Origin of the sequence: Flavobacterium sp. PL11, from assembly GCF_035985025.1 — a bacterium.
GTDB lineage: Bacteria > Bacteroidota > Bacteroidia > Flavobacteriales > Flavobacteriaceae > Flavobacterium.
In genome coordinates this window covers 1-22331 of the sequence record NZ_JAXCIA010000030.1, presented here as the reverse complement: position 1 = coordinate 22331, position 22331 = coordinate 1, and the positions used below count along the sequence as shown (strand labels likewise).

19 protein-coding genes are annotated in these 22331 nt (G+C 31.8%); 11 read left to right on the top strand and 8 right to left on the bottom strand.

The window, feature by feature from the left end:
- Window positions 1-28: 28 nt before the first annotated feature.
- The 5 genes from RCH18_RS13665 to lepA form a co-directional block, all read right to left on the bottom strand.
- Window positions 29-562: a DUF3575 domain-containing protein gene (locus RCH18_RS13665; RefSeq protein WP_326937323.1), complete on the bottom strand. Its 534-nt coding sequence runs from the start codon at window positions 560-562 to the stop codon at window positions 29-31.
- 70 nt (window positions 563-632) lie between these two features.
- A complete protein-coding gene (gene thiL / locus RCH18_RS13660; protein ID WP_326937322.1) occupies window positions 633-1679 on the bottom strand; it encodes a thiamine-phosphate kinase in 1047 nt (348 codons plus the stop codon).
- A gap of 121 nt (window positions 1680-1800) precedes the next feature.
- Window positions 1801-2109, bottom strand: a complete 309-nt coding sequence (locus RCH18_RS13655; RefSeq protein ID WP_326937321.1) for a type II toxin-antitoxin system RelE/ParE family toxin — start codon at window positions 2107-2109, stop codon at window positions 1801-1803.
- A gap of 5 nt (window positions 2110-2114) precedes the next feature.
- On the bottom strand, window positions 2115-2336 hold the full coding sequence (locus tag RCH18_RS13650; RefSeq protein WP_326937320.1) for an addiction module protein: 222 nt from the start codon (window positions 2334-2336) through the stop codon (window positions 2115-2117).
- A gap of 279 nt (window positions 2337-2615) precedes the next feature.
- Window positions 2616-4412: a translation elongation factor 4 gene (gene lepA, locus RCH18_RS13645; RefSeq protein WP_326937319.1), complete on the bottom strand. Its 1797-nt coding sequence runs from the start codon at window positions 4410-4412 to the stop codon at window positions 2616-2618.
- Between the two features lie 195 nt (window positions 4413-4607).
- Between lepA and RCH18_RS13640 the strand changes: the two genes are divergently transcribed.
- From RCH18_RS13640 to RCH18_RS13615, 6 genes are all read left to right on the top strand, one after another.
- A complete protein-coding gene (locus tag RCH18_RS13640) occupies window positions 4608-5888 on the top strand; it encodes a putative DNA modification/repair radical SAM protein (RefSeq protein WP_326937318.1) in 1281 nt (426 codons plus the stop codon).
- Window positions 5866-6633, top strand: coding sequence for a TIGR03915 family putative DNA repair protein (locus tag RCH18_RS13635; RefSeq protein ID WP_326937317.1), 768 nt, complete (start codon window positions 5866-5868; stop codon window positions 6631-6633). The genes RCH18_RS13640 and RCH18_RS13635 overlap by 23 nt, the downstream gene beginning before the upstream one ends.
- Window positions 6634-6739: 106 nt before the next feature.
- Entirely contained in the window at window positions 6740-7378 is a 639-nt protein-coding gene (locus RCH18_RS13630) for a pyridoxamine 5'-phosphate oxidase family protein (RefSeq protein WP_326937316.1), read from the top strand.
- 204 nt (window positions 7379-7582) lie between these two features.
- Window positions 7583-7849: a DUF433 domain-containing protein gene (locus RCH18_RS13625; protein WP_326937338.1), complete on the top strand. Its 267-nt coding sequence runs from the start codon at window positions 7583-7585 to the stop codon at window positions 7847-7849.
- A gap of 121 nt (window positions 7850-7970) precedes the next feature.
- Window positions 7971-8963, top strand: coding sequence for a tRNA dihydrouridine synthase DusB (dusB, locus tag RCH18_RS13620; RefSeq protein WP_326937315.1), 993 nt, complete (start codon window positions 7971-7973; stop codon window positions 8961-8963).
- 43 nt (window positions 8964-9006) lie between these two features.
- Window positions 9007-9231 carry a hypothetical protein gene (locus tag RCH18_RS13615; RefSeq protein WP_326937314.1) on the top strand — a complete coding sequence of 75 codons (225 nt, stop codon included), beginning with the start codon at window positions 9007-9009 and terminating at the stop codon, window positions 9229-9231.
- A 353-nt stretch (window positions 9232-9584) separates the two neighbouring features.
- Here RCH18_RS13615 and RCH18_RS13610 read toward each other — a convergent pair whose 3' ends face one another.
- Both RCH18_RS13610 and rbfA read right to left on the bottom strand, forming a co-directional pair.
- The gene (locus tag RCH18_RS13610; RefSeq protein WP_326937313.1) at window positions 9585-10784 is read right to left on the bottom strand and encodes an ABC transporter permease; all 1200 of its coding nucleotides are present in this window, start codon (window positions 10782-10784) and stop codon (window positions 9585-9587) included.
- 3 nt (window positions 10785-10787) lie between these two features.
- The gene (rbfA, locus tag RCH18_RS13605; RefSeq protein ID WP_326937312.1) at window positions 10788-11180 is read right to left on the bottom strand and encodes a 30S ribosome-binding factor RbfA; all 393 of its coding nucleotides are present in this window, start codon (window positions 11178-11180) and stop codon (window positions 10788-10790) included.
- 231 nt (window positions 11181-11411) lie between these two features.
- On the opposite strand from rbfA, the gene RCH18_RS13600 reads away from it, so the two are divergent.
- The 5 genes from RCH18_RS13600 to RCH18_RS13580 all read left to right on the top strand — a co-directional run bounded on the left by RCH18_RS13600 (window position 11412) and on the right by RCH18_RS13580 (window position 21261).
- The gene (locus RCH18_RS13600; protein ID WP_326937311.1) at window positions 11412-14672 is read left to right on the top strand and encodes a UvrD-helicase domain-containing protein; all 3261 of its coding nucleotides are present in this window, start codon (window positions 11412-11414) and stop codon (window positions 14670-14672) included.
- A gap of 50 nt (window positions 14673-14722) precedes the next feature.
- The gene (gene kbl, locus RCH18_RS13595) at window positions 14723-15916 is read left to right on the top strand and encodes a glycine C-acetyltransferase (protein WP_326937310.1); all 1194 of its coding nucleotides are present in this window, start codon (window positions 14723-14725) and stop codon (window positions 15914-15916) included.
- 112 nt (window positions 15917-16028) lie between these two features.
- The gene (locus RCH18_RS13590; RefSeq protein ID WP_326937309.1) at window positions 16029-17462 is read left to right on the top strand and encodes an OmpA family protein; all 1434 of its coding nucleotides are present in this window, start codon (window positions 16029-16031) and stop codon (window positions 17460-17462) included.
- A 62-nt stretch (window positions 17463-17524) separates the two neighbouring features.
- Window positions 17525-20287, top strand: a complete 2763-nt coding sequence (locus RCH18_RS13585) for a PD-(D/E)XK nuclease family protein (RefSeq protein ID WP_326937308.1) — start codon at window positions 17525-17527, stop codon at window positions 20285-20287.
- A 302-nt stretch (window positions 20288-20589) separates the two neighbouring features.
- Window positions 20590-21261 carry an ATP-binding cassette domain-containing protein gene (locus RCH18_RS13580; protein ID WP_326937307.1) on the top strand — a complete coding sequence of 224 codons (672 nt, stop codon included), beginning with the start codon at window positions 20590-20592 and terminating at the stop codon, window positions 21259-21261.
- Here RCH18_RS13580 and RCH18_RS13575 read toward each other — a convergent pair.
- The gene (locus RCH18_RS13575) at window positions 21258-22040 is read right to left on the bottom strand and encodes an alpha/beta fold hydrolase (protein ID WP_326937306.1); all 783 of its coding nucleotides are present in this window, start codon (window positions 22038-22040) and stop codon (window positions 21258-21260) included. The genes RCH18_RS13580 and RCH18_RS13575 overlap by 4 nt on opposite strands.
- Between the last annotated feature and the right edge of the window lie 291 nt (window positions 22041-22331).

Below are 22331 nucleotides of genomic sequence, written 5' to 3'. Positions count from 1 at the left end.
TTGAAACTTTTTAAACTCATTATTTTTATTAAAAACGATATCCTAATGTTATTCCACCTCTGCCTACAATCTCATAATCGTAATCACGGCTTATAGTATTAAATAAATTTCTTCCTACACCAGCATTAATTTCGAATACAAAACCTTTTTTAGTAATCCATTTTCCACCAAGACCAAATCCAAGGGCGAAATCAGTAGCATCGCCAGTTGTGTAGGTTGGATAATTTGTGTTGTTATAATTAAAATTATCGTACTCGTAACTGTTTAACATCCCAAAACCTTCGGCAAAAAATCCAGCAGCTGGTTTTTTTCCAAAATAAAATCTATAATAAGGAGTTAAACTAAAATTAATATTGATATTGTCATCATAAGGAAAAAACAATGATACTCCCACAGCTGATTCTTCACTCAAAATACGTTCATAAGTTATTTCTACCGCGCCCGCAACAAGCATTAAGGCATTTCCTTTAAATTCATTTCTTTTAAAATCAGTGATGTCTTTTTCTTGACTGAAACTAAATAAAAAAGAAGATAAACACAATACAACGAAAAGTTTTTTCATATAGTTATTTTTTTTAAAAGTAAGATATTTTTTAAATATATGAACATTTAACTTCTTTTTTTATAAATATTTATTCTTCTAATGCATTCCAACCCCTTGCCTTCAAAGGAATTCTAGTATTTGCTCTAGTTACTAAATGAATTCCTTCACTTTCTTGTGTCATGTGGCCTATAATAGTAAAGTTTGGGTTGGCTTTTATTTTTTCAAAATCTTCCATTGCAATAGTAAATAGTAGTTCGTAATCCTCACCTCCGTTTATGGCTACAGTTGTGCTGTCAATATTAAATTCCTCGCATACATTAATAAATTGAGGATCAATTGGTAGTTTATCTTCGTATAAATTACAACCCACTCCCGATTGTTTACATAGATGCATAATTTCTGATGATAAGCCATCTGAAATGTCAATCATCGATGTAGGTTTTATCTCTAAAGCGTGTAGCAGCGTACGAACATCTTTGCGAGCTTCAGGTCGCAATTGACGTTCAATTAAATAGGTGTACCCATCTAAGTCAGGTTGCGAATTTGGATTTACCTGAAACACTTGTTTCTCTCTTTCTAAAACTTGTAATCCCATATAGGCAGCACCAATATCTCCAGTAACCACTAAGAGATCAGTTTGTTTGGCACCATTTCTATAGACAATTTCGGCTTCATCAGCCTCACCAATGGCCGTAATACTTATGATCAATCCTTTTTGTGAGGAGGTTGTGTCTCCACCTATAACATCAACATTATATTCAATTGCTGCGTGCGTAATTCCTGCAAATAATTCATCTAAAGCTTCTAAAGGAAATCGATTAGAAACGGCAACAGAAACTGTGATTTGTGTTGCTTTCGCATTCATTGCGCATATATCTGATATGTTTACCACAACAGCTTTGTATCCTAAATGTTTTAATGGCATATAAGCCAAATCAAAGTGTACCCCTTCAATCAATAAATCAGTAGAAACAACTACTTTTTTATCCTTAAAATCTAAAACGGCAGCGTCATCTCCAATTCCTTTTATGGTTGAAGCTTGATTAATTGTAAAGTTTTTTGTCAAATGATCTATGAGTCCAAATTCTCCGAGTTGAGCTATACTTGTTCGTTGTGGGTTTTTATCTTCTATCATATTATTGTGAGGAACAAAGCAATAAAACTTCGCTCATTAATTATTTAAATAAGTTTTGATTTGGCAAAGGTACAAAGTTTTGTAGCCAATGATGTCAGGGATTTTTACATCTTCAAAAATGTTATTTGTTTAAATTAGTTTTCCAGATTTCTGGATTTCGTGAAGTATGAAAAACGGCAAAAATAGCTATCGTTTTTGCATTTTCGTCTATCAAATAATGAATTAAGAAAGGGAATTTTTCGATTTTTCTACATTGTATTTCGCCATATTTGATAGAAAATAAATAAGGGTCTTTATTTAAAGAATTGATTTGCTTCTTGGTTTGGGTTTTATAGCGTAACCCTAAACCTTTTGAGTGCAATTCATACCATTTACAAGTATCTTGAATGTTTTTGAATGCATCAACATCTATTTTTAAAATATAACTCAATTGGATTAAAGCATTTTTGAAACTTCGTCCCAATCTAATAATCTTTTAGGATTAGATTTAGCTTTTGCCAATCTATCCAAAACTATTTTTTGATGTTCAATAGGAATAGCCATATCCTCATTCCAAATGGCATCATTAAGTTTTAAGCGATCTTTTGGGGACAGTTTTTTGGCGGCTTCAATCAATTGATTAACATTGAGGTCGATATTTAGTTTAATGGTTTCCATAAAAACAAAGTTAGTAAAAAAAGGAATAGAATTTTAGGCTTTGAATTTTCGGAAAGATTGAATCATTTCGTAAATACCAAAAGCAATTACAATTTTTTCAAAAATAAATATAATCCAACTGATTGGATTTGTTAGGTAAACTCTTTCTGTATTTAAAGGGTTATAAAAATCAGTTATAAGAAAAAATTTAAAAAAAACCTGACAATTTTTACGTCATCAGGTTTGTCTTAATTCTTAATACTTAATACTATACTCTTAATACTACACTCTAAATACTATTTAATCATTCAACTTCAAAACCGCCATAAATGCTTCTTGCGGAATCTCAACATTACCAACTAATCTCATACGTTTTTTACCTTTTTTCTGTTTTTCTAATAATTTACGTTTACGAGAAATATCGCCACCATAACATTTAGCAGTTACGTCTTTACGCAATGCCTTAATGGTTTCGCGAGAGATTACTTTTACTCCAATCGCAGCTTGAATTGGAATGTCAAACTGTTGTCTGGGAATTAATTCTTTTAACTTCTCGCACATCTTTTTACCTATCGAGTAAGCATTGTCTGTATGCATCAAAGAGGACAAAGCATCAACTATAGTTGCATTTAATAAGATATCTACTTTTACTAAATTGGAAGTTCGCATTCCTATTGGCGTATAGTCAAATGAAGCATATCCTTTAGAAACCGTTTTTAAACGATCATAAAAGTCAAATACAATCTCTGCTAAAGGCATGTCAAAAGTCAACTCAACACGTTCTGTAGTTAAGTAGGTTTGATTAGTAATCAAACCCCGTTTTTCGATACACAAACTCATTACATTCCCAACATAATCTGATTTAGTAATAATCGTAGCTTTTATATACGGTTCTTCTACATGATCTAAACGGGAAGGTTCTGGCAAATCAGATGGGTTATTTACAATCAATACGGTTGTAGGATCTTTCTTTGTGAACGCATGATACGAAACGTTGGGAACAGTTGTAATAACTGTCATATTAAATTCACGCTCTAATCTTTCTTGTATAATTTCCATGTGTAGCATTCCTAAGAATCCACAACGAAAACCAAAACCTAAAGCTGCAGAACTTTCTGGTAAAAACACCAATGAAGCATCGTTCAATTGTAATTTTTCCATTGAGTTTCTCAACTCTTCATAATCTTCTGTATCTACAGGATAAATCCCAGCAAAAACCATTGGTTTTACATCCTCAAAACCAGTAATTATATTGGTAGTTGGATTTTTAGCATCTGTTAATGTGTCACCTACTTTTACTTCCTTGGCTTCTTTAATTCCAGAAATTAAATATCCCACATCGCCAGCTGAAATTACTTGCTTTGGAACTTGGTTTAATTTTAACGTACCAATTTCATCAGCAAAATATTCATTGCCAGTAGCCATAAATTTAATTTTCTGACCTTTTTTAATTTGTCCGTTTTTAACACGGAAAATAACTTCTATACCACGAAACGGGTTGTAATGTGAATCAAAAATCAACGCCTGTAAAGGTTCGTTTACATCTCCTTTTGGAGGCGGAATTCGTTCGATTATCGCTGCTAAAATATTTTCAACACCAAGTCCAGTTTTACCTGAGGCATGAATAATTTCTTCTAATTTACATCCTAATAAATCTACAATGTCATCACTTACTTCTTCCGGATTTGCGCTAGGTAGATCGACTTTGTTTAGAACTGGAATAATTTCTAAGTCGTTTTCCAGCGCCAAATATAAATTAGAAATCGTTTGTGCTTGTATGCTTTGAGCGGCATCTACAATTAATAATGCGCCCTCGCAGGCAGCAATAGATCGAGAAACTTCATAAGAGAAATCTACGTGACCAGGAGTATCAATCAAATTCAATATATACTCTTGCCCTTTGTATGTATATTCCATTTGGATAGCATGACTTTTTATCGTGATACCACGTTCACGTTCTAAGTCCATGCTATCGAGTAACTGTGCTTTTTCCTCACGAGCCGTTACGGTTTGTGTTGCACCAAGTAATCGGTCAGCAAGTGTACTTTTACCGTGGTCAATATGTGCAATAATGCAAAAATTTCTAATATGCTTCATCTTCTGTTTCTGTCAATTTAATACCTAAATGCTACTGCATTTAATTTGCAAATATAAGGTAAAACTTGGAACAAAATTAGCTATTTAAATGGGATTAAATTTTAACATCTTATCTTTTATAAATTAACTAATTGTTAAGTAGTTAAGGGTTGTGAAATGATTATTTTTGTGATACAAAACCTAAAATTTTTTCTATTGAATTACGATAAAGTTAAAGAAAAACTTGAAATTCTGGCTGATGCTGCAAAGTATGATGTTTCCTGCTCTTCAAGCGGTGGAAATCGTAAAAATACTTCTAAAGGTTTAGGAGATTCATCAGCAACAGGAATATGCCATACCTACACCGAAGACGGTCGCTGTGTTTCACTACTAAAAATATTACTTACTAATTTTTGTATTTATGACTGCGCATATTGTGTTACTCGAAAAAGTAACGACATACAACGCGCTGCATTTACTGTTGAAGAGGTGGTTGATTTGACCATAAATTTTTACAGGCGAAATTATATTGAAGGGCTTTTTCTAAGTTCTGGGATTTTTAAAAATGCCGATTATACCATGGAACGTTTAGTACGTGTAGCTAAAAAATTGCGTCTAGAGCATAATTTTAATGGCTATATTCACTTAAAAAGTATTCCTGGTGCCTCTGATGATTTAATGCGTGAAGCTGGTTTATACGCAGATAGATTGAGCATGAATCTTGAAATCCCTACTGAATCTGGATTGAAACTCTTGGCCCCTGATAAGAATCATCAAGATATGATAAAACCGATGGGTTTTGTTAAGAATGAATTAATTCAATATAAAGAAGAAAAGAAAAAGTTTAAGAGCACACCTAAATTTGCGCCTGCTGGTCAAAGCACGCAAATGATTGTAGGTGCTACTCAAGAAAATGATTTGCAGATTATTCAGGTTGCGGATCACTTTTATAAAAATTTCGATTTAAAACGGGTTTATTACTCGGGTTATGTACCTGTTTCTAATGATATTCGTTTGCCTGCCATAGGAGCTCAAGTTCCAATAGTGCGCGAAAACAGGCTCTACCAAGCTGATTGGTTGATCCGGTTTTACGGCTTTAAAGCCAATGAAATTTTAGATAAAAACAACCCTTTTTTAGATCTTGAAGTTGATCCGAAAATGAGTTGGGCGCTTCGAAATATTACGCAATTTCCAGTGATTATTCAAAATGCATCACTCGAAATGATTTTGCGTGTTCCTGGAATTGGAGTCAAATCAGCACATAAAATTGTACATGCAAGAAGATTTCAAAACCTAACATTAGATCATCTTAAAAAAATAGGTGTAGCCATCAATAGAGCCCGTTATTTTATTTCTGTTAGTAATGAAAATTCACATCTTAAATTTTTAAATGCGTTGAATTTAAAAGAGATAATCTTGACTGACACCAGGTCTAAATTTGAAAAACCATTTAGCAATCAACTCTCACTACTGAATGACGCTACTTTCTTACGATAGTACTTTTGAAGGATTTCTTACAGCTGTTTTTGAAGTTTTTGAATTCAAATATCTAGCACCACAAATTGTGAAAAGTCATGTGCTTCAGCAAAATATTTTTGCGGATAGAATTGAAGTCATTACTGATGTTTCTAAATCAGATCGAGTCATTAAAAAATTAAACAATCAGTTAGAAAGTGATGGCGTTAGAAATTTAATCTATGCTTTTTTATCAGAAAAACCAGGTGTTGAAGATGTTATGTTTGATGTCATCAGTTATGCCGTTGCTAATAAAAATAGCAACGTAATGAAAGACTTCTCCAATGATTCGGTATTACAAATTTCACAATTAACTAAAAGTGTAGGGAGAGAAAAACATCGCATGGAAGCTTTCATTCGGTTTGAACTGTTAAAAGACGGAATTTATTTTGCTAAAATTGATCCTGATTTTGATGTCCTAACTTTAATAATCAATCATTTTAAAAATAGATATCAAGATCAAAAATGGCTTATTTATGATCTTCGTCGAAAGTATGGTGTTTTTTATGATTTAAAAAATATTGAGATTGTATCGTTGGATTTAGATTTAAAATTGATTGAAAGTAAAAGCACTGAAGTATTCTCTAATGAAGAAATTGAATACCAAAAATTGTGGTGGGAATACTTTGATCACACCAATATCAAAGAACGAAAGAACATTAAGTTACATGTACAACATGTTCCTAAAAGATACTGGAAATATTTGACTGAAAAGAAAATTTTTTAATCCAAAGTTATTTTAGATTAAGGATCATTTGAAGTGATGATCGCTAATTATTTGTTACTTTTGGGTAATCAAAAATTGTTTTATATTATTTATCAACTGCCTTATTATGAGTTTTAAAGCTAACGATGTTATTACAATTAATGATGTTATATATGACTTGCATGGCTTGGAAGCATTGGCATGGAAAAAATTACTTAACGGTTCGATTAAGAAAAAAAATGGTTTTAGAACAATTTGTGTTGGTACTGTTAGTGAAAATAACGTCGCTTCTATGCGAATAGTAGTAAACAGAAAAGTGGATGAAATAAAAAAAATAATTTATTTTCACACGGATAATCGATCCCGAAAATTTCACGATTTACAAAAAGACAATCGTATTTCGTTGTTATTTTATGATGCACGACAAAAAATTCAAATAGTAATTAAAGCATATACAAAATTACATACCAATAATGAATTGTCGCATGAAAAATGGCAAGCTACGAGTGCTCAAGCTCGATTAGGTTATATGACTATTTTACCACCAAACACCAAATCATTTACAACTACCTTAGGTTATGAAGAACGATTTTCTGAGGTAAAACCAACAGATGCCGAAAGCAACTCATATAAAAATAATTTTGCAGTAATAGCTTGTGAAGTTTATGAGCTCGAATTTTTATATTTAGACTTTCATGGAAATCGCAAAGCCAATTTTTATTATAAAAACGGAGTTTTAGCAGATTCCTTTTGGGTTATTCCCTGATAATTTCAAGATTTATTTTTAGCGTAAAGGTATTATCTATAACGTTATCTTATGTGAAACTAACCTTGTTAAAAGTCTTGGCTTCTTCTGTTTCAAAAATATTGCAATAGTCTTCCTAGATGTAAATCTCAAATTAATTGACGATAAAAGGATGTATTTTCTAATGAGGAAATTCAGTATTAAAAATTGTGGTGAGAATATTTTATCACAAAAATATTAAAGAACGAAAGAATATATAAAAACATTATACTTAAAGATCTAGCAGTAATGAATGGGAAACCAATTATTCAGGATACGAGAATCACTGTTAAATTAATTGTAAAAATATTATCTGAGAGAATATCGGTTACCGACTTAGTAAAATTTTATTTTGTAGATTTAGGTTGTGCTTATGATCAAAAAAAAGTTTCTATAATTCTTTTGCGATATCATTATTTGGATCTTGATCGTATTGCAACCATTTTAATTTAATTTATTCAAAATCATATAGTCGAACAATATTCTTTTATAGTAATTACTTCAAAAAAAATTAGAATTAGAAAAGTATAATCTTAAATCTAGATTCTTTTCTATCTTTGCAAAAAAATTCCCTTTGATAAAAATTGGCAACATAGAACTTCCTGATTTCCCCTTACTTCTTGCACCTATGGAAGACGTAAGTGATCCGCCGTATCGTAGATTGTGCAAAATGCATGGTGCTGATATGATGTATTCAGAATTTATTTCTTCGGAAGGATTAATTCGGGATGCTATAAAAAGCCGAATGAAATTAGACATTTTTGATTACGAACGCCCTGTGGGAATCCAGATCTTTGGTGGTGATGAGGAAGCTATGGCAATGTCATCTAAAATTGTTTCGGCTGTAAATCCTGATATTATTGATATTAATTTTGGTTGTCCAGTAAAGAAAGTTGTTTGTAAAGGAGCAGGCGCAGGAGTATTAAAAAATGTGGACTTGATGATTCGCTTAACTAAAGCCGTTATCGATAGTACGCATTTGCCAGTTACTGTAAAAACGCGTTTGGGTTGGGACGATGGTTCAATTAATATTGATGAGGTTGCTGAACGATTGCAAGATATTGGCGTAGCTGCATTAAGCATTCACGCTAGAACGCGTGCCCAAATGTATAAAGGACATTCTGACTGGTCGCACATTGCGCGAGTGAAAAATAACCCTAGAATTACAATGCCCATTTTTGGTAACGGAGATATCGATTCGCCAGAAAAAGCGTTGGAATATAAAAATAAATACGGTATCGACGGGATTATGATTGGTCGTGCTGCCATAGGTTATCCTTGGATTTTTAATGAAATTAAACATTATTTTAAAACAGGAGAACATCTTGCCAAACCAACAGTTATTGATAGAGTTGAAGCGGTACGGAATCACTTAACATGGGCAATGGAATGGAAAGGTGAGCGTCTTGGAATTGTAGAAACACGTCCACATTACACCAATTATTTCAAAGGAATCCACTCTTTTAAGCCTCATAAACAAAAATTAGTAACACTCGACCGGCCAGAGGAATTGTTTGCTGCATTGAATGAAATTGAAGAGGCGTATATGGGTTATGAGGTAGTTTAGATTTCAGCTTTTTTCGCCATATTTGTTTTAAACATAATTCATTATGAGTGTTCAATCAGAAAAATATTTTTTAATGGACTTGCTTCAAAGTATAAATGACGCTTCTGTTATTCAAAAAGTGAAAGATTTTTTACCACATGAAATTGATGTAGTTACTCTGACAGAAAATCAAAAAAAAGAATTAGATACAAGATTAGCTGAACATCATGAAAATCCAAATTCGGCAGGCGATGCTTTTGAGTTTTTAGACTCCTTAAAGTCTAAATAGGATTTATAGTAAACACATTATAAAAACAAATGCCGCTCTTGAAATCGAAAGTCTAATTAAAAGTTATGCATTAATTAATATTTCCCTAGCTAAAAGTATAGAAAAAGAAATACGGGTGGGTTTTAAAATTATTTCCAAAAATCCTGAAAGTTTTCAGTGCCGCTATTCTATAATCAGAGTGTTTTGATTAAATAAATTCCCTTATGGTTTATATTATATTTAAGAGAATAATGAGGTTTTTATTTTAGCATTTTGGCATTCAAAAGAAGATATTCCAAATAAAATCATAAAAAATTTGTAGTTAATTAGGAAGTATTTTTAAAATCAAAAATCAATAATTCTCAATTAAAATCCTACTCCAATAACTTTTTACTGACTCTACTGCTGGCTATGAATGAAGCAATAAAACCTAAACTTATAATTGTTCCTAAAACAATTAATACATTTTCAAGAGAGAAAAGTACGGGATAGGGAAGTGTAGGTGTAATCATGATTAATTGAAAATATTCCTGCAATAGCACAATTATAATACCGATAGTAAGTCCTATAATTCCGCCAAAAACACTTAAAAGAGTTCCCTGCAAAAGAAAAATTTTCTGTAAATCTTTGATTTCTGTTCCTAAGTTATATAATGTTTTAAGATTTCCTTTTTTGTCTAAAATCATCATGATCAAAGCACCTATCAAATTAAATAACGCAACAACGATGACTAATGTAAATATCAAGTAAACTACAATGTTTTCAGTATTCAACATTTTGTAAAGCGATTCATTGAGTTGCGCCCTATTTTTTATTGTTATTTTATTATTGAAAATAGTTTTGAGTCTGTCGATTATAGCTGTTTCATCAGCATCCTTTTCTATCTTAATTTCAATTCCTGAAATTTGGTTGGTTTTATATTCCAGCAATTCTTGTGCTAAACCTAAGTCAGCAAATACAAATTTTGAATCTAGGTCTTCGCTAATACTATAAATACCAACAGGTATGACATCAGTTTTATTAAAAGCTTGATCTGGATTATCAATAGATCCTTTTCCTGGTTTAGGAACCAAGACCTCAAGTTGATTATTAAAATCTAATAATCCCATTGAGAATTTTTGTGAAAGTCCATAACCTACAACAACTTGATAAGTGTCTGGCTTAAGCCATTGACCGTTGAAAAGTTTATTCTCAATGGTATTTACATTATTAAAATCAGCATTTACGCCTTTAAGATAAGTCACCTCTTGTTTTCCATTGAAGGTGAATAAAACACGCTCTTCAATAATTTTGGTATAGGAAGCGAGTTGACCAATTTTTTTGATTTGATTCTCCTGATCAGCACTCACTAAAAAGGATTTGCCTAATGTGCTACTTATTTTTAAATCTGGATCAAAGTCATTACTGAATGATAAACTAAAAACTTTTAATCCACTAAAAACAGATAAAACCACAAATAAAGCTAGCGCACCTACAATTATTCCTAGGCTCGCAATTCTATTAATGATATTTATAGCATTGTTTTTACTATTGCTACGGATGTATCTTTTGGCTATATAAAGTGGGAAATTCAAACTTTATTGAAATCTACGTTTGTCTAATAAATCTCTATTTTCAATTGGATTATCTCTATTGGCAAGTGCATTATCAATTTTTTCAATATAATCAAGAGAATCGTCAATGAAGAAAACTAAGTTGGGAACTTTACGCAATTGCAAACGCACGCGCTGTGATAAATCATGTTTTATATTCTTAGAATTCGACTTTACGGCTTCTAAAATTTCTTTTGCCTTATCCTGTGGAAAAATGCTTAAATGAACGGTAGCCACTGATAAATCTGTAGTTACAAGGACCTTGGATACTGAAATTACTAAATTACTAACTCCATTTTTTCGCACTTCACCTTGTAGAATATCAACCAAATCTTTTTGGATAACTCCACCTATTTTTTTCTGTCTATTTGTTTCCATCCTGCAAAAATACTACTTTTAAGGTTTATGAAGAAGTTTGGAGCCAAATTTTAAAAACAACTTAGTAATCGTTATTTTTGTAGGAGCTGTTTCCTGCTGTACACTATATCTTTCTCGCCGAACCCCGGCAAGAAAGGATGTCGTTTCCATCAGGGCTAGGATATTCGAGCAATTAATACATTGCGAGTCCATCAGAATTCTAAGATCATTAATCTAAAATCTATAATCTTAATGCAAAGACCTTCTTTCTCCATATACGATGCCTCAGCTGGTTCTGGCAAAACGTATGCGTTAGTCAAAGAATATTTAAAAATAATTCTGGTAGCTAAAAAAAATGATGCCTATCGTAATATTCTCGCTATCACTTTTACAAATAAAGCGGTGCACGAAATGAAAAGCCGAATAGTAGGCAGTCTATCTGAATTTGCAAAGGATGAACCCAGTCAGAAAGCGGTAGATTTAATGCAAGATTTGATTAATGGTAAACGAAAAGTTGATAATCCTGACCTATGGAGTGAAGAGCCTATCGGGCTTTCAGTAATTCAAATAAAAACAAAATCACAACAAATTATAAAGCATATTATTCATAATTATGCAGCATTTGATATTTCTACTATTGATAAATTTACACATAAAGTAATTCGCGCTTTTGCCCATGATTTAGGTTTGCCCATGACTTTTGAAGTCACATTAGATACTGAAAATTTATTAGTGGAAGCTGTTGATGCCATTATTACTCAGGCTGGTGAGGACGAAACCTTGACCAAATTGCTAGTAGACTTTACAATGGAAAAAACGGATGATGATAAATCTTGGGATATATCAAGGGAAATTTTAGATACGGGAAGATTAGTTCTAAATGAAAATAATCGGAATGAAATCACCCATTTTAAAGATAAATCGATCGCTGAATTTGTTGAAATAAAAGTGAAGTTATCGGATGTGTGTAAAACATTAGAGAAAGAAAGTGTTATCCTTGCCGAAGAAGCATTAAACATAATTGATCAAAACGGAATTGATTTTAAATCATTTTCTGGATCTTATTTTCCCAAACATTTGATAAGTATTCAGGAAGGAAAGTTTAATCCGAAAAACAAAACCTATCGTGAAACTGATGATATTAAAATTAATAAAACCGCAAAGGACAGAGTGGTCATTGAGAATATTATCCCAGACTTATTACAAATTGTTGCTAAAATTTATAATTTATTTGAAAAGCGTGACTTTTATAAAGCTTTTCTAAAAAATATTACACCATTATCATTATTGAATACTGTCAGTAATGAACTAGCTAAAATTCAATCAGAGCAAAATATTCTTTCTATTTCTGAATTCAATGCTTTGATACATAGAGAAATTCAAAACCAACCTGCTCCTTTTATTTATGAACGATTAGGCGAGCGATATAGACATTTTTTTATAGATGAATTTCAGGACACTTCTGAAATGCAATGGCAAAATTTAATTCCATTAATAGATAATGCGACTTCAAGTGAAATTGATGGCGAAAAAGGAACTTTAATGATTGTTGGTGATCCAAAGCAATCGATTTATAGGTGGCGTGGCGGCAAAGCAGAACAATTTATTGAACTGAGTAAAGATCAAAATCCGTTTAATAATAAAGAAAAAGTTATTGAACATTTGGATAAAAATTATCGCTCGTATTCGCAGGTGATTGAATTCAACAATGATTTTTTTCAATTGTTATCAAATGAATTTGAAAATCTAGATTACAAAGATTTATATGCTAATCATAGCCGTCAAAAAGTCAATAATAAAACGGGTGGTTATGTTAATATATCTTTTATTCCGCCCATTGAGCATTCAGAAGATGCTGAAGAGGTAGTTGATAAAACTGAATTATTTGTTGAAGCGACCTTAAATACAATTCAAAAAGTACTTTATGAGGGATTTGAGTACAAAGATATAGTGATTTTGACACGGAAAAGAAATCAAGGAATTGCAATTGCTAATTTCCTTACAGAGAAAAAAATTCCGCTCTTGTCTTCAGAAACTTTAATGATTCAAAACGCAACCGAAGTTCGGTTTATCATTCATTTATTAAAATATTTGAAAAACAATTCAGATTTAGATGCAAAGGCTAATTTCTTGTACTATTTAGCGCAAAACAAGCAAGTTAAATTTCCTGTTCACGACTTTATTGCTCAAGGAATGGCGCTTAAGAAGGAGAATGAATTTGAAAAATGGTTACTGAATTTTGATGTTAATTTATCCTTTCAAAACATTCGCAAGAAATCTTTATACGAAGCCGTTGAAATTATAGTTAGTAAATTCCTAGCACCTCAAGCCCACAAAGGGGAAGATAAAACGCTAGGTGAAAACTACCAGGATACTTCAGTGATTTCTCTATCAGCGGCGGGCGGGGCTTACGTTCAATATTTCCTTGATATCGTTCTCGAACGAGACATTCGCAATCAAGCTGGAATTGCTGATTTTTTAAATTTCTGGGATAAAAACGGAGATAAATTTAGTATTCCGTCACCTGAGGGGAATAATGCGGTTCGTATTATGACTATTCATAAATCAAAGGGTTTAGAATTTCCAGTGGTTATTTTTCCTTTCGCTGAAGAAGATTATAGTAGAAAGCCAAAAGATAAATTGTGGCTTAACGCCGAAGAAGAAGATTTTGGTTTGCCAAAAGTTTTAATTGATAATAGTAGTGCAGTTGAAGGTTATGGTAAGGCAGCATTAGAAGTATATAATCAGAAAAAACAAGAAGAATTATTAGACAATATCAATGTGCTTTATGTTGCATTAACTAGAGCTGAAGAGCAGTTATATGTGATTTCTAATATGAACTTATCCCGTAAAGGAGAAATCCCAGAAAACAATATGAGCACTTTTTTTATTAACTATTTAAAAAGCCATTCCATCTTTAATGAGGAGGAATTACATTATAGTTTTGGAAATACACAAAAATTATCAGAAAATAAAAAACATATAAACACCTCTAAAACAATTCCCGTTGCACAGCAAATTTTAGATCCCAAAAACATAAAAATTGCACAACGAGAATCATTGATGTGGGGCACATTGCAACAAGAAGCTATAGAATATGGAAATATTATTCATGAGATTTTAGCTTTAATAAAAACAAAAAATGACGTAGATGCAGCGCTTTCAAGATCAATAGAAAGCGGTTTAATAACTTTTGCTCAAAAAGAAATCGTTTCCCATACCATAGATTCCATTATAAATCATAGTGAATTGTTTGAATTTTTTACGCCAGGAGATGAAATTCTGAATGAGCAAACCATTATTCAAAAAGAGGGACAAGCAGTTAGACCTGATAGAATGGTAGTCAAGAGAAATAAAGAAGTCTTACTCTTAGATTATAAAACGGGATTACACTTACCTAAATACCAACAGCAGTTAGAAAACTATCAAAAAGCAATCGAAGCCATGGGTTACAAAGTAGTAAAAAAAACACTAATTTATATTGGAAAAGAAATTGATGTGGTAAATTTGTAAACGGAATAAGAAAAGTAATTATTGAAAATTGAATGTATAAATAAATTAATATGTACGGAAAAATTAAAGAACACTTGCAATCAGAGCTGAATACTATTGTAGAAAACGGAATTTATAAGTCAGAAAGAATAATTACTTCACCACAAGGCGCTGAAATTACAATAGCGACAGGTGAGAAAGTTTTAAATTTTTGTTCTAATAATTATCTCGGGTTATCTTCGCATCCAGAGGTTGTTCAAGCAGCAAAAGATACATTGGACAGTCATGGTTTTGGTATGTCATCAGTGCGTTTTATTTGTGGAACACAAGATATTCATAAAACATTAGAGAAAAAGATTGCTGATTTTTATGGAACAGAAGATACCATTCTGTACGCTGCAGCCTTTGATGCAAATGGAGGGGTTTTTGAACCATTATTGGGTGCTGAAGATTGTATAATTTCTGATAGCTTAAACCATGCATCAATTATAGATGGTGTTCGTCTTTGTAAGGCCGCGCGGTACCGTTATGAAAATAACAATATGCAAGATTTAGAGCAGCAATTAATAAAAGCTACAGAAGCTGGGACGCGTTTTAAATTAATCGTTACTGATGGTGTATTCTCAATGGATGGACTAGTAGCTCCATTAGACAAAATTTGTGATTTAGCCGATAAATATGACGCAATGGTGATGGTTGATGAATGCCATGCAACAGGTTTTATAGGTGCAACTGGAAAAGGAACACTTGAAGCCAGAGGAGTAATGGGACGTGTAGATATTATTACGGGAACTTTAGGAAAAGCCCTTGGTGGAGCCATGGGTGGATATACCACGGCAAATAAAGAAGTAATTGAAATATTACGTCAAAGATCTAGACCTTATTTATTTTCTAATTCTTTAGCTCCCGCAATAGTAGGTGCATCTATAAAAGTTTTTGAAATCTTAGAAAGAGACACTGTTTTACGTGATCAATTAGAATGGAATACAAACTATTTTAAAGCGGGAATGAAAAAAGCAGGATTCGATATTATCGATGGTGAATCAGCAATTGTTCCTGTTATGTTATATGATGCCAAACTATCACAAACTATGGCTAACGAATTGCTAAAAAAAGGTATTTATGTTATAGGCTTCTTTTTTCCAGTAGTTCCAAAAGATAAAGCAAGAATAAGAGTACAATTATCTGCAGCACATACAAAAGAACATATAGATGCTGCTATTGATGCATTTACAATTGTGGGGAAATCATTAAACATTATATAATTCCCACATTTATATTTCTTAGTAGGTTTTTTACAGACTTATATTTTGTAGTTTAAAATTTACGGACTACTTTTGCTTCTAGTTAACTAAACGATAATTAAAAAAATTAAGTATGAAACATCTTAACAAAATTTTTGTTGCTGTAATGCTTGTAATGGGGATAAATTCTCAAGCACAAGACAGTAACAATCCATGGGCAATCTCCTTTGGAGTAAATGCTATTGATACTAGAACAAGTGCTGATGGAGGTAATAACTGGTTAGACAAACATTTTTCTCAACCTTTCGCGGTTAAAGACAATTGGAATATTCTACCATCTGTCTCTTATTTAAGCGTTTCCAAATATGTTGGAGATAATTTCTCTTTCGGAGTTTCGGGATCGGTAAATAAAATAGACAAGTATGTGAAATTCAATCCTACCGCAATGGGTAGTGATGCTAGAGGTATGGTAGTATCTAACCCTGGTGACTTAATGTACTATGGTGTTGATGCAACTATTAAATATAGTCTAATGAATGCTATCAAATCTAAAGTAATTGATCCTTCTCTTTCTGTAGGTGGTGGTTATACTTTCTTTGGTGATAGTAGTTATGGTACATTAAATCCTGGTGCAGGTTTAACTTTTTGGTTCACTGATAATGTAGGTTTAGAACTTTCTACTCGTTACAAATTATCATTTGGTGATAGAGAAGATGCTTCTGGAACTCCAGATGCTCCATCTCATTTTCAACACTCAGCTGGGATCGTTTTCAAATTTGGAGGAAAAGATACTGACGGTGATGGAATATATGATAAAGATGATGCATGTCCAGATGTAGCTGGTTTAAAAGAATTCAATGGTTGTCCTGATACTGATGGTGATGGAATCCAAGATAGTGAAGATGCATGCCCAACTGAATTTGGAACAGCTGCATTGAATGGCTGTCCAGATAGAGACGGAGATGGAGTAGCTGATAAAGATGATGCCTGTCCAGATGTTGCTGGTTTAGTTTCATTAAAAGGTTGTCCTGATACTGATGGAGATGGTGTTGCTGATAAAGATGACAAATGTCCTACAGTTGCAGGTCCTAAAGAAAATGCAGGTTGTCCTTGGCCAGATACTGATGGAGATGGTGTATATGACAAAGATGATGAATGTCCTACTGTTGCAGGTCCTGCTAGCAATAAAGGATGTCCAGAGGTAACTACAGAAGCATTAGAGAATATCAAAATTCAAGCAAGAGCAATCTACTTTAATTCAGGTAAATCTACTTTCAAATCTGCTGATGTGCCACTTAGATTAGATGCTATGACTAGTATTCTTAAAAACTATCCTAATGCTAAATTTAGTGTTGAAGGACATACAGATAGCGATGGTTCTGATGCTTTAAATCAAAAACTTTCAGAAGATAGAGCTAATGTTGTTAAAGATGCTTTAATCGAAAGAGGTATCAAAGCAAGCAATTTAAATGCTGTAGGTTTTGGAGAGTCTAAACCAGTTGAAACAAATAAAACTGCTGCTGGTAAAGCAAAAAATAGAAGAACAGAAGTTATTTTACAAAAATAATTTATAATAAATTTTTTTAAAAAACGCCTCGATTTATCGAGGCGTTTTTTTATTTTTATACAATGATAAATATTTCTTTTTTAGACAAAGTTGCTACTATTTTACTTGAAAATTATCCGAATAATTTTCAAAATGTAATTGTTGTTTTACCCAATAAACGGGCCAAAATATTTCTAATTGAAGCGTTAAGAAAGCAATCTGAAAATAACATGCTTTCCCCTGGAATTACAAGCATTGAAGATTTTGTTCAAAATATAGCCTCCATTCGCGCTGTTGATCCAATTGAATTGCTATTTGAATTCTATGATGTGTATTTATCAATCACTGAAAAGTCACAACAGCAGTCATTTGAACTTTTTGCGAATTGGGCCAAAACACTTTTACAAGACTTTAATGAAATTGATCGTTATCTTTTAGATCCTATACATGTTCTTTCCTATTTAAAAGATATAGAAGACATTAAAAAATGGGGAATTGAAGTCGAAAATAAAACTAAATTATTAGAAAAGTATATTGATTTTTGGAAATTATTGCCTAATTATTACCAGTCTTTACACATCCATTTATTAAATAAAGGTATTGGTTATCAAGGTTTAATTTATCGTGAAGCAGTAAAAAATTTAGATAATTTTACTACTTCCTTTAAAGATAAACAATTTCTGTTTGCAGGTTTTAACGCTTTAAATGCTGCCGAAGAAAAAATAATACAACATCTTATTGCTTGTGATCAGGCCAAAATATATTGGGATATTGATCAAGTATTTTTAAATGATCCCTATCATGATGCAGCATTATTTGTAAGACGTTTTAAAGAAAGTTGGAAACATTATAAATCTAATCCGTTTGAATGGATCGCCAATGACTTTGGTGATAACAAAAACATTCAAATTATAGGTACACCAAAAACTATTGGTCAAGCTAAAGTGGCAGGCGGTATTATAGAAGCCATAATTAATAATAATCCAACTGAAAAGTTAAATAAGGTTGCTGTTGTTCTAGGTGAAGAAACACTTTTAGTTCCACTTTTATATTCATTGCCAGCCTCTGTGGGAGCTTTAAACATAACGATGGGTTATTCAAGTAAGAATAATCCAGCTCAGATCTTAATTGCCAAATTATTTAAAATGCATACTAATGCATTGTCTAAAAAAAATAGTAGCTATGTGTTTTATTATAAAGATGTGCTCGATGTCCTGACGCATTCATTAATTGAACCTTACGCTGAGACGGCTACACTTATTAGCATTATCAATAAAAACAATTATACTTTTATCTCTTATAATAAGTTGATGGAATTAAATAGTACTCCATCACAGCTGTTTTTATTATTGTTTAAAAAATGGGAAAGTGGTTCCATCATAGTTTTAGATAGCATTTCTGCGTTGTTACAAACAATAAAAAACAATTTAAGCACAGATAATGAAGAAGATAAAATAACTAAAGCTTTTGTATTTGCTATTTTTAAAGTTATTAATAAATTGATTAATTATTATTCTCAACATCAACATATTGATAAAATAGAAACATTATATGCGATTTACAAACAAGTTATTGATCTTGCCGAAGTATCATTTGAAGGAGAGCCCTTAAACGGATTACAGATTATGGGCGTTTTAGAAAGCAGAGTTTTAGATTTTGATACTGTTATCATTACTTCTATGAATGAAGGTAAATTTCCAGCAGGTAAATCCCAAAATTCATTACTGCCTTATGATGTGAAACGCGAATTAGGATTACCAACCTTCAAAGAAAAGGATGCTATTTATACCTATCATTTTTACCACATGTTACAACGGGCATCGAATATTTACCTGATTTATAATACTGAAAGTGAAGGCTTAGATGCAGGTGAAAAAAGTCGATTTATTACACAGTTAGAGGTAGAACAGCAACAAAATCATAACTTAACTCATGAAATTTATAATGCTGAGCTTCCAGAAACAGCTTATGAGCCGATGGTGATTCCAAAATCAGAGACTGTCATGAGTCGTTTAAAAGAAATTGCTGAGAAAGGATTTTCTCCTTCGGCTTTGACTAGTTATATTCGGAATCCAATCCAATTTTATTTTCAAAAAATATTGCGAATAAGTGACGTAGAAGAAGTGGAAGAAAATATAGCATTGAATACTTTAGGAACTATTATTCATGAGACTTTAAAAGTATTGTATGAACCTTTTATTGGGAAATTTATAAGTGAGTCGGATATAATTAACTGTTTTAAGCAAATCGATGTTGAGGTTCTTAAACAATTTAAAGCCGTCTATAAAGAAGGTGAAATTAAAAAAGGACGTAATTTACTAGCTTTTGAAGTTGCGAAGCGTAACGTTTCTAATTTTCTAAAAGTAGAATTAGAAAGTATTAAAAATGGTGACGCAATTAAAATAATTGCATTGGAACAAACCTATCAACGAACTTTAAGCCATCCTAGTTTGCCTTTTCCAGTTTTAATAAAAGGAAATGTGGATAGAATTGAAGAGCGTAACGGAAAGATTCGAATAATCGATTATAAAACAGGGAAAGTAGAGAAAACTAATGTTTTACTTAAAACATGGAAAGGTGTAACAGAAGAGATTAAAAATGACAAAATTATTCAAGTTTTAGCGTACGCATTTATGTACGAGAATGATGCAAACGGAAAACCAATTGAAGCTGGAATAATATCATTCAAGAATTTAAAATCAGGATTTTTGCCTTTTGTTTTTAAAGAAGGAAAGGAAATGGAATCAATCATTAGTCAACCTATTTTAAACAATTATCTTGAGCAAATTGTATTATTACTGACTGAAATTTTAGATCAGAACATTCCTTTTAAAGAAAAAATTTAATTATCAAAGCGCATCAGAAAACTAGTTAACATATTTGAGTTTTATAAATCGACCTTGCCGATAAATTTATCGGTAAGTTTACTAGCTTGGGTTTTTACTGGATTTGACACCTTTAAATATGTTTTGATTATATTCGGTTTGTTTTTTAGTTTTTTACTCAAAGAAGTAAGTGCAAAAAAGGAATACTTGTTTTACTACAATAATGGAATATCCAAATTACATTTATTAGTCTATACTTTTTTAATAAATTTGATTTTTGCTTTAGTTCTAATTTTAATCATTACTATAATTTTTAAATTTTTATGATTAAAAATGTTTTAGAAATTGATAGCGTCCAAAAACAATACGATGAAAGAGTTATAATTTCGGATGTTTATTTGAAATGCGAAACAAATGACATTATTGGGATTTTAGGGAGAAACGGTTCTGGTAAATCCACCTTGTTAAAAATTATCTTCGGAATTGAACCTGCCGATTTTAAGTTTGTACGGATTAACGGTGTTGTAAAGAGTAAAACAAGTGATTTGCTTAACCAAATTAGTTATTTGCCTCAGGATAATTTTATTCCAAATTCATTTTCGGTAAAAAGAACAATCCAACTGTCGATTTCCAAAAATAAAATCGAAAAGTTTTATGCTGATGAAATGATCCGATCGATGTCAGAAAAGAAAATAAAGCATCTTTCTGGAGGAGAACTACGTTATTTAGAAATTAAAATAGTACTTAGTAATAACTCTAAATTTGTATTACTCGATGAACCTTATAATGGTTTATCACCTATTTTAATAGAAAAGGTTAATCAGTTAGTTACAAGCAAAGCAGACGAAAAAGGAATTATTATTACAGATCACAACTATGCAAATGTGATAAAAGTGTCTACTAAGTTGGCGCTAATGAAAGAAGGCAAATTGTTTCATTTAAAAAGCAAAAGTGAATTAGTAGAGAGAGGATATTTGAGACAAGAAATGATTTAAATTTTCTTAAAAAAATTCAATAAAACAATCAATAATTCCGCTTGATTTTCAATATGACTCATGTGTCCGCTCGGAAATGTAATTAAAGCTACTGTAGTGTTTTCAGCTTGTTCCTTAGTTTCTTTATAAGGTACAACGGAATCCATTTCTCCCAAAATCATTAATTTAGGGTAGGGTGTAAGGTGTAATAAAATCTCACGATCCATTCGTATCTTCATCCCTTCCAGTGAGGCAATAATTCCTTGCAATGGGGTTTTCAGTGCTTGTTGTTTTGTGTTTTCAATCTCTAAAACAAATTGATCTCTAGTATTTTCGCTAAATAAATTAGCAATAGAAAGGGAGATAAAATTTATAAAAGATCGCTTGACAGTTTTTATAGCTCGATCCCGATTTTTTTTTCGCTCGTCGCTATCAGCTCTTGTTGTCGAGTTTAATAATATTAAAGCTTTAATATTTTCAGGATACAATTCAGCAAAAGCTAAAGCTACATAACCACCCATTGAATGTCCAACAAAAACTGCTTTACGTATGCGTAATTCTGAAAGCACAGCATGAACAGCATCGGCATGATCTTCCATTAAATGCACATAACCTAAACATTCTGATTCCCCATGTCCTAATAAATCAATAGTAATTACCCTGTTTTTTTTGGCAAATTCTGGAATATAAAAGTTCCACATTTCCTTATTTTCAAGAAAACCGTGTAGTAATATAATGGCAGTTCCTTTACCAGTATCAGAATATGAGATTTGCGTGTTTTTGAATTGAGTTTGCTTCAAACTGAAAAATTAAGTTTTTACAAAATTAAGGCTTTAATTGTTTTTAAACCACATAAGATATATAAGTTCATGGAAGACATAAGATTTTTAAGGAAGTATTTTTCTTCCGCAAAATTCTCAATTTCTACGATTCGTTATTGTATTGTCATTTCGACCTACGAGGAATCTAAACAAATGGATCAGTTGACATTGATTACTTTTTCAGTAATACCATTTGGAATATCTTATAATAGAGATCCTTCCTTCGTCAGGATGACAATTTAGTCTTATTAATTATTGAAAGAGTTAAAA

Excerpts from the sequence above, each read along its gene's own strand:
- rbfA (WP_326937312.1), bottom strand. The coding sequence starts at position 11,180 with ATGGAAACAAATAGACAGAAAAAAATAGGTGGAGTTATCCAAAAAGAT.
- kbl (WP_326937310.1), top strand. The coding sequence starts at position 14,723 with ATGTACGGAAAAATTAAAGAACACTTGCAATCAGAGCTGAATACTATT.
- RCH18_RS13585 (WP_326937308.1), top strand. The coding sequence starts at position 17,525 with ATGATAAATATTTCTTTTTTAGACAAAGTTGCTACTATTTTACTTGAA.
- lepA (WP_326937319.1), bottom strand. The coding sequence starts at position 4,412 with ATGAAGCATATTAGAAATTTTTGCATTATTGCACATATTGACCACGGT.
- RCH18_RS13580 (WP_326937307.1), top strand. The coding sequence starts at position 20,590 with ATGATTAAAAATGTTTTAGAAATTGATAGCGTCCAAAAACAATACGAT.
- RCH18_RS13665 (WP_326937323.1), bottom strand. The coding sequence starts at position 562 with ATGAAAAAACTTTTCGTTGTATTGTGTTTATCTTCTTTTTTATTTAGT.
- thiL (WP_326937322.1), bottom strand. The coding sequence starts at position 1,679 with ATGATAGAAGATAAAAACCCACAACGAACAAGTATAGCTCAACTCGGA.
- RCH18_RS13590 (WP_326937309.1), top strand. The coding sequence starts at position 16,029 with ATGAAACATCTTAACAAAATTTTTGTTGCTGTAATGCTTGTAATGGGG.
- RCH18_RS13600 (WP_326937311.1), top strand. The coding sequence starts at position 11,412 with ATGCAAAGACCTTCTTTCTCCATATACGATGCCTCAGCTGGTTCTGGC.
- RCH18_RS13630 (WP_326937316.1), top strand. The coding sequence starts at position 6,740 with ATGAGTTTTAAAGCTAACGATGTTATTACAATTAATGATGTTATATAT.
- RCH18_RS13635 (WP_326937317.1), top strand. The coding sequence starts at position 5,866 with ATGACGCTACTTTCTTACGATAGTACTTTTGAAGGATTTCTTACAGCT.
- RCH18_RS13650 (WP_326937320.1), bottom strand. The coding sequence starts at position 2,336 with ATGGAAACCATTAAACTAAATATCGACCTCAATGTTAATCAATTGATT.
- RCH18_RS13615 (WP_326937314.1), top strand. The coding sequence starts at position 9,007 with ATGAGTGTTCAATCAGAAAAATATTTTTTAATGGACTTGCTTCAAAGT.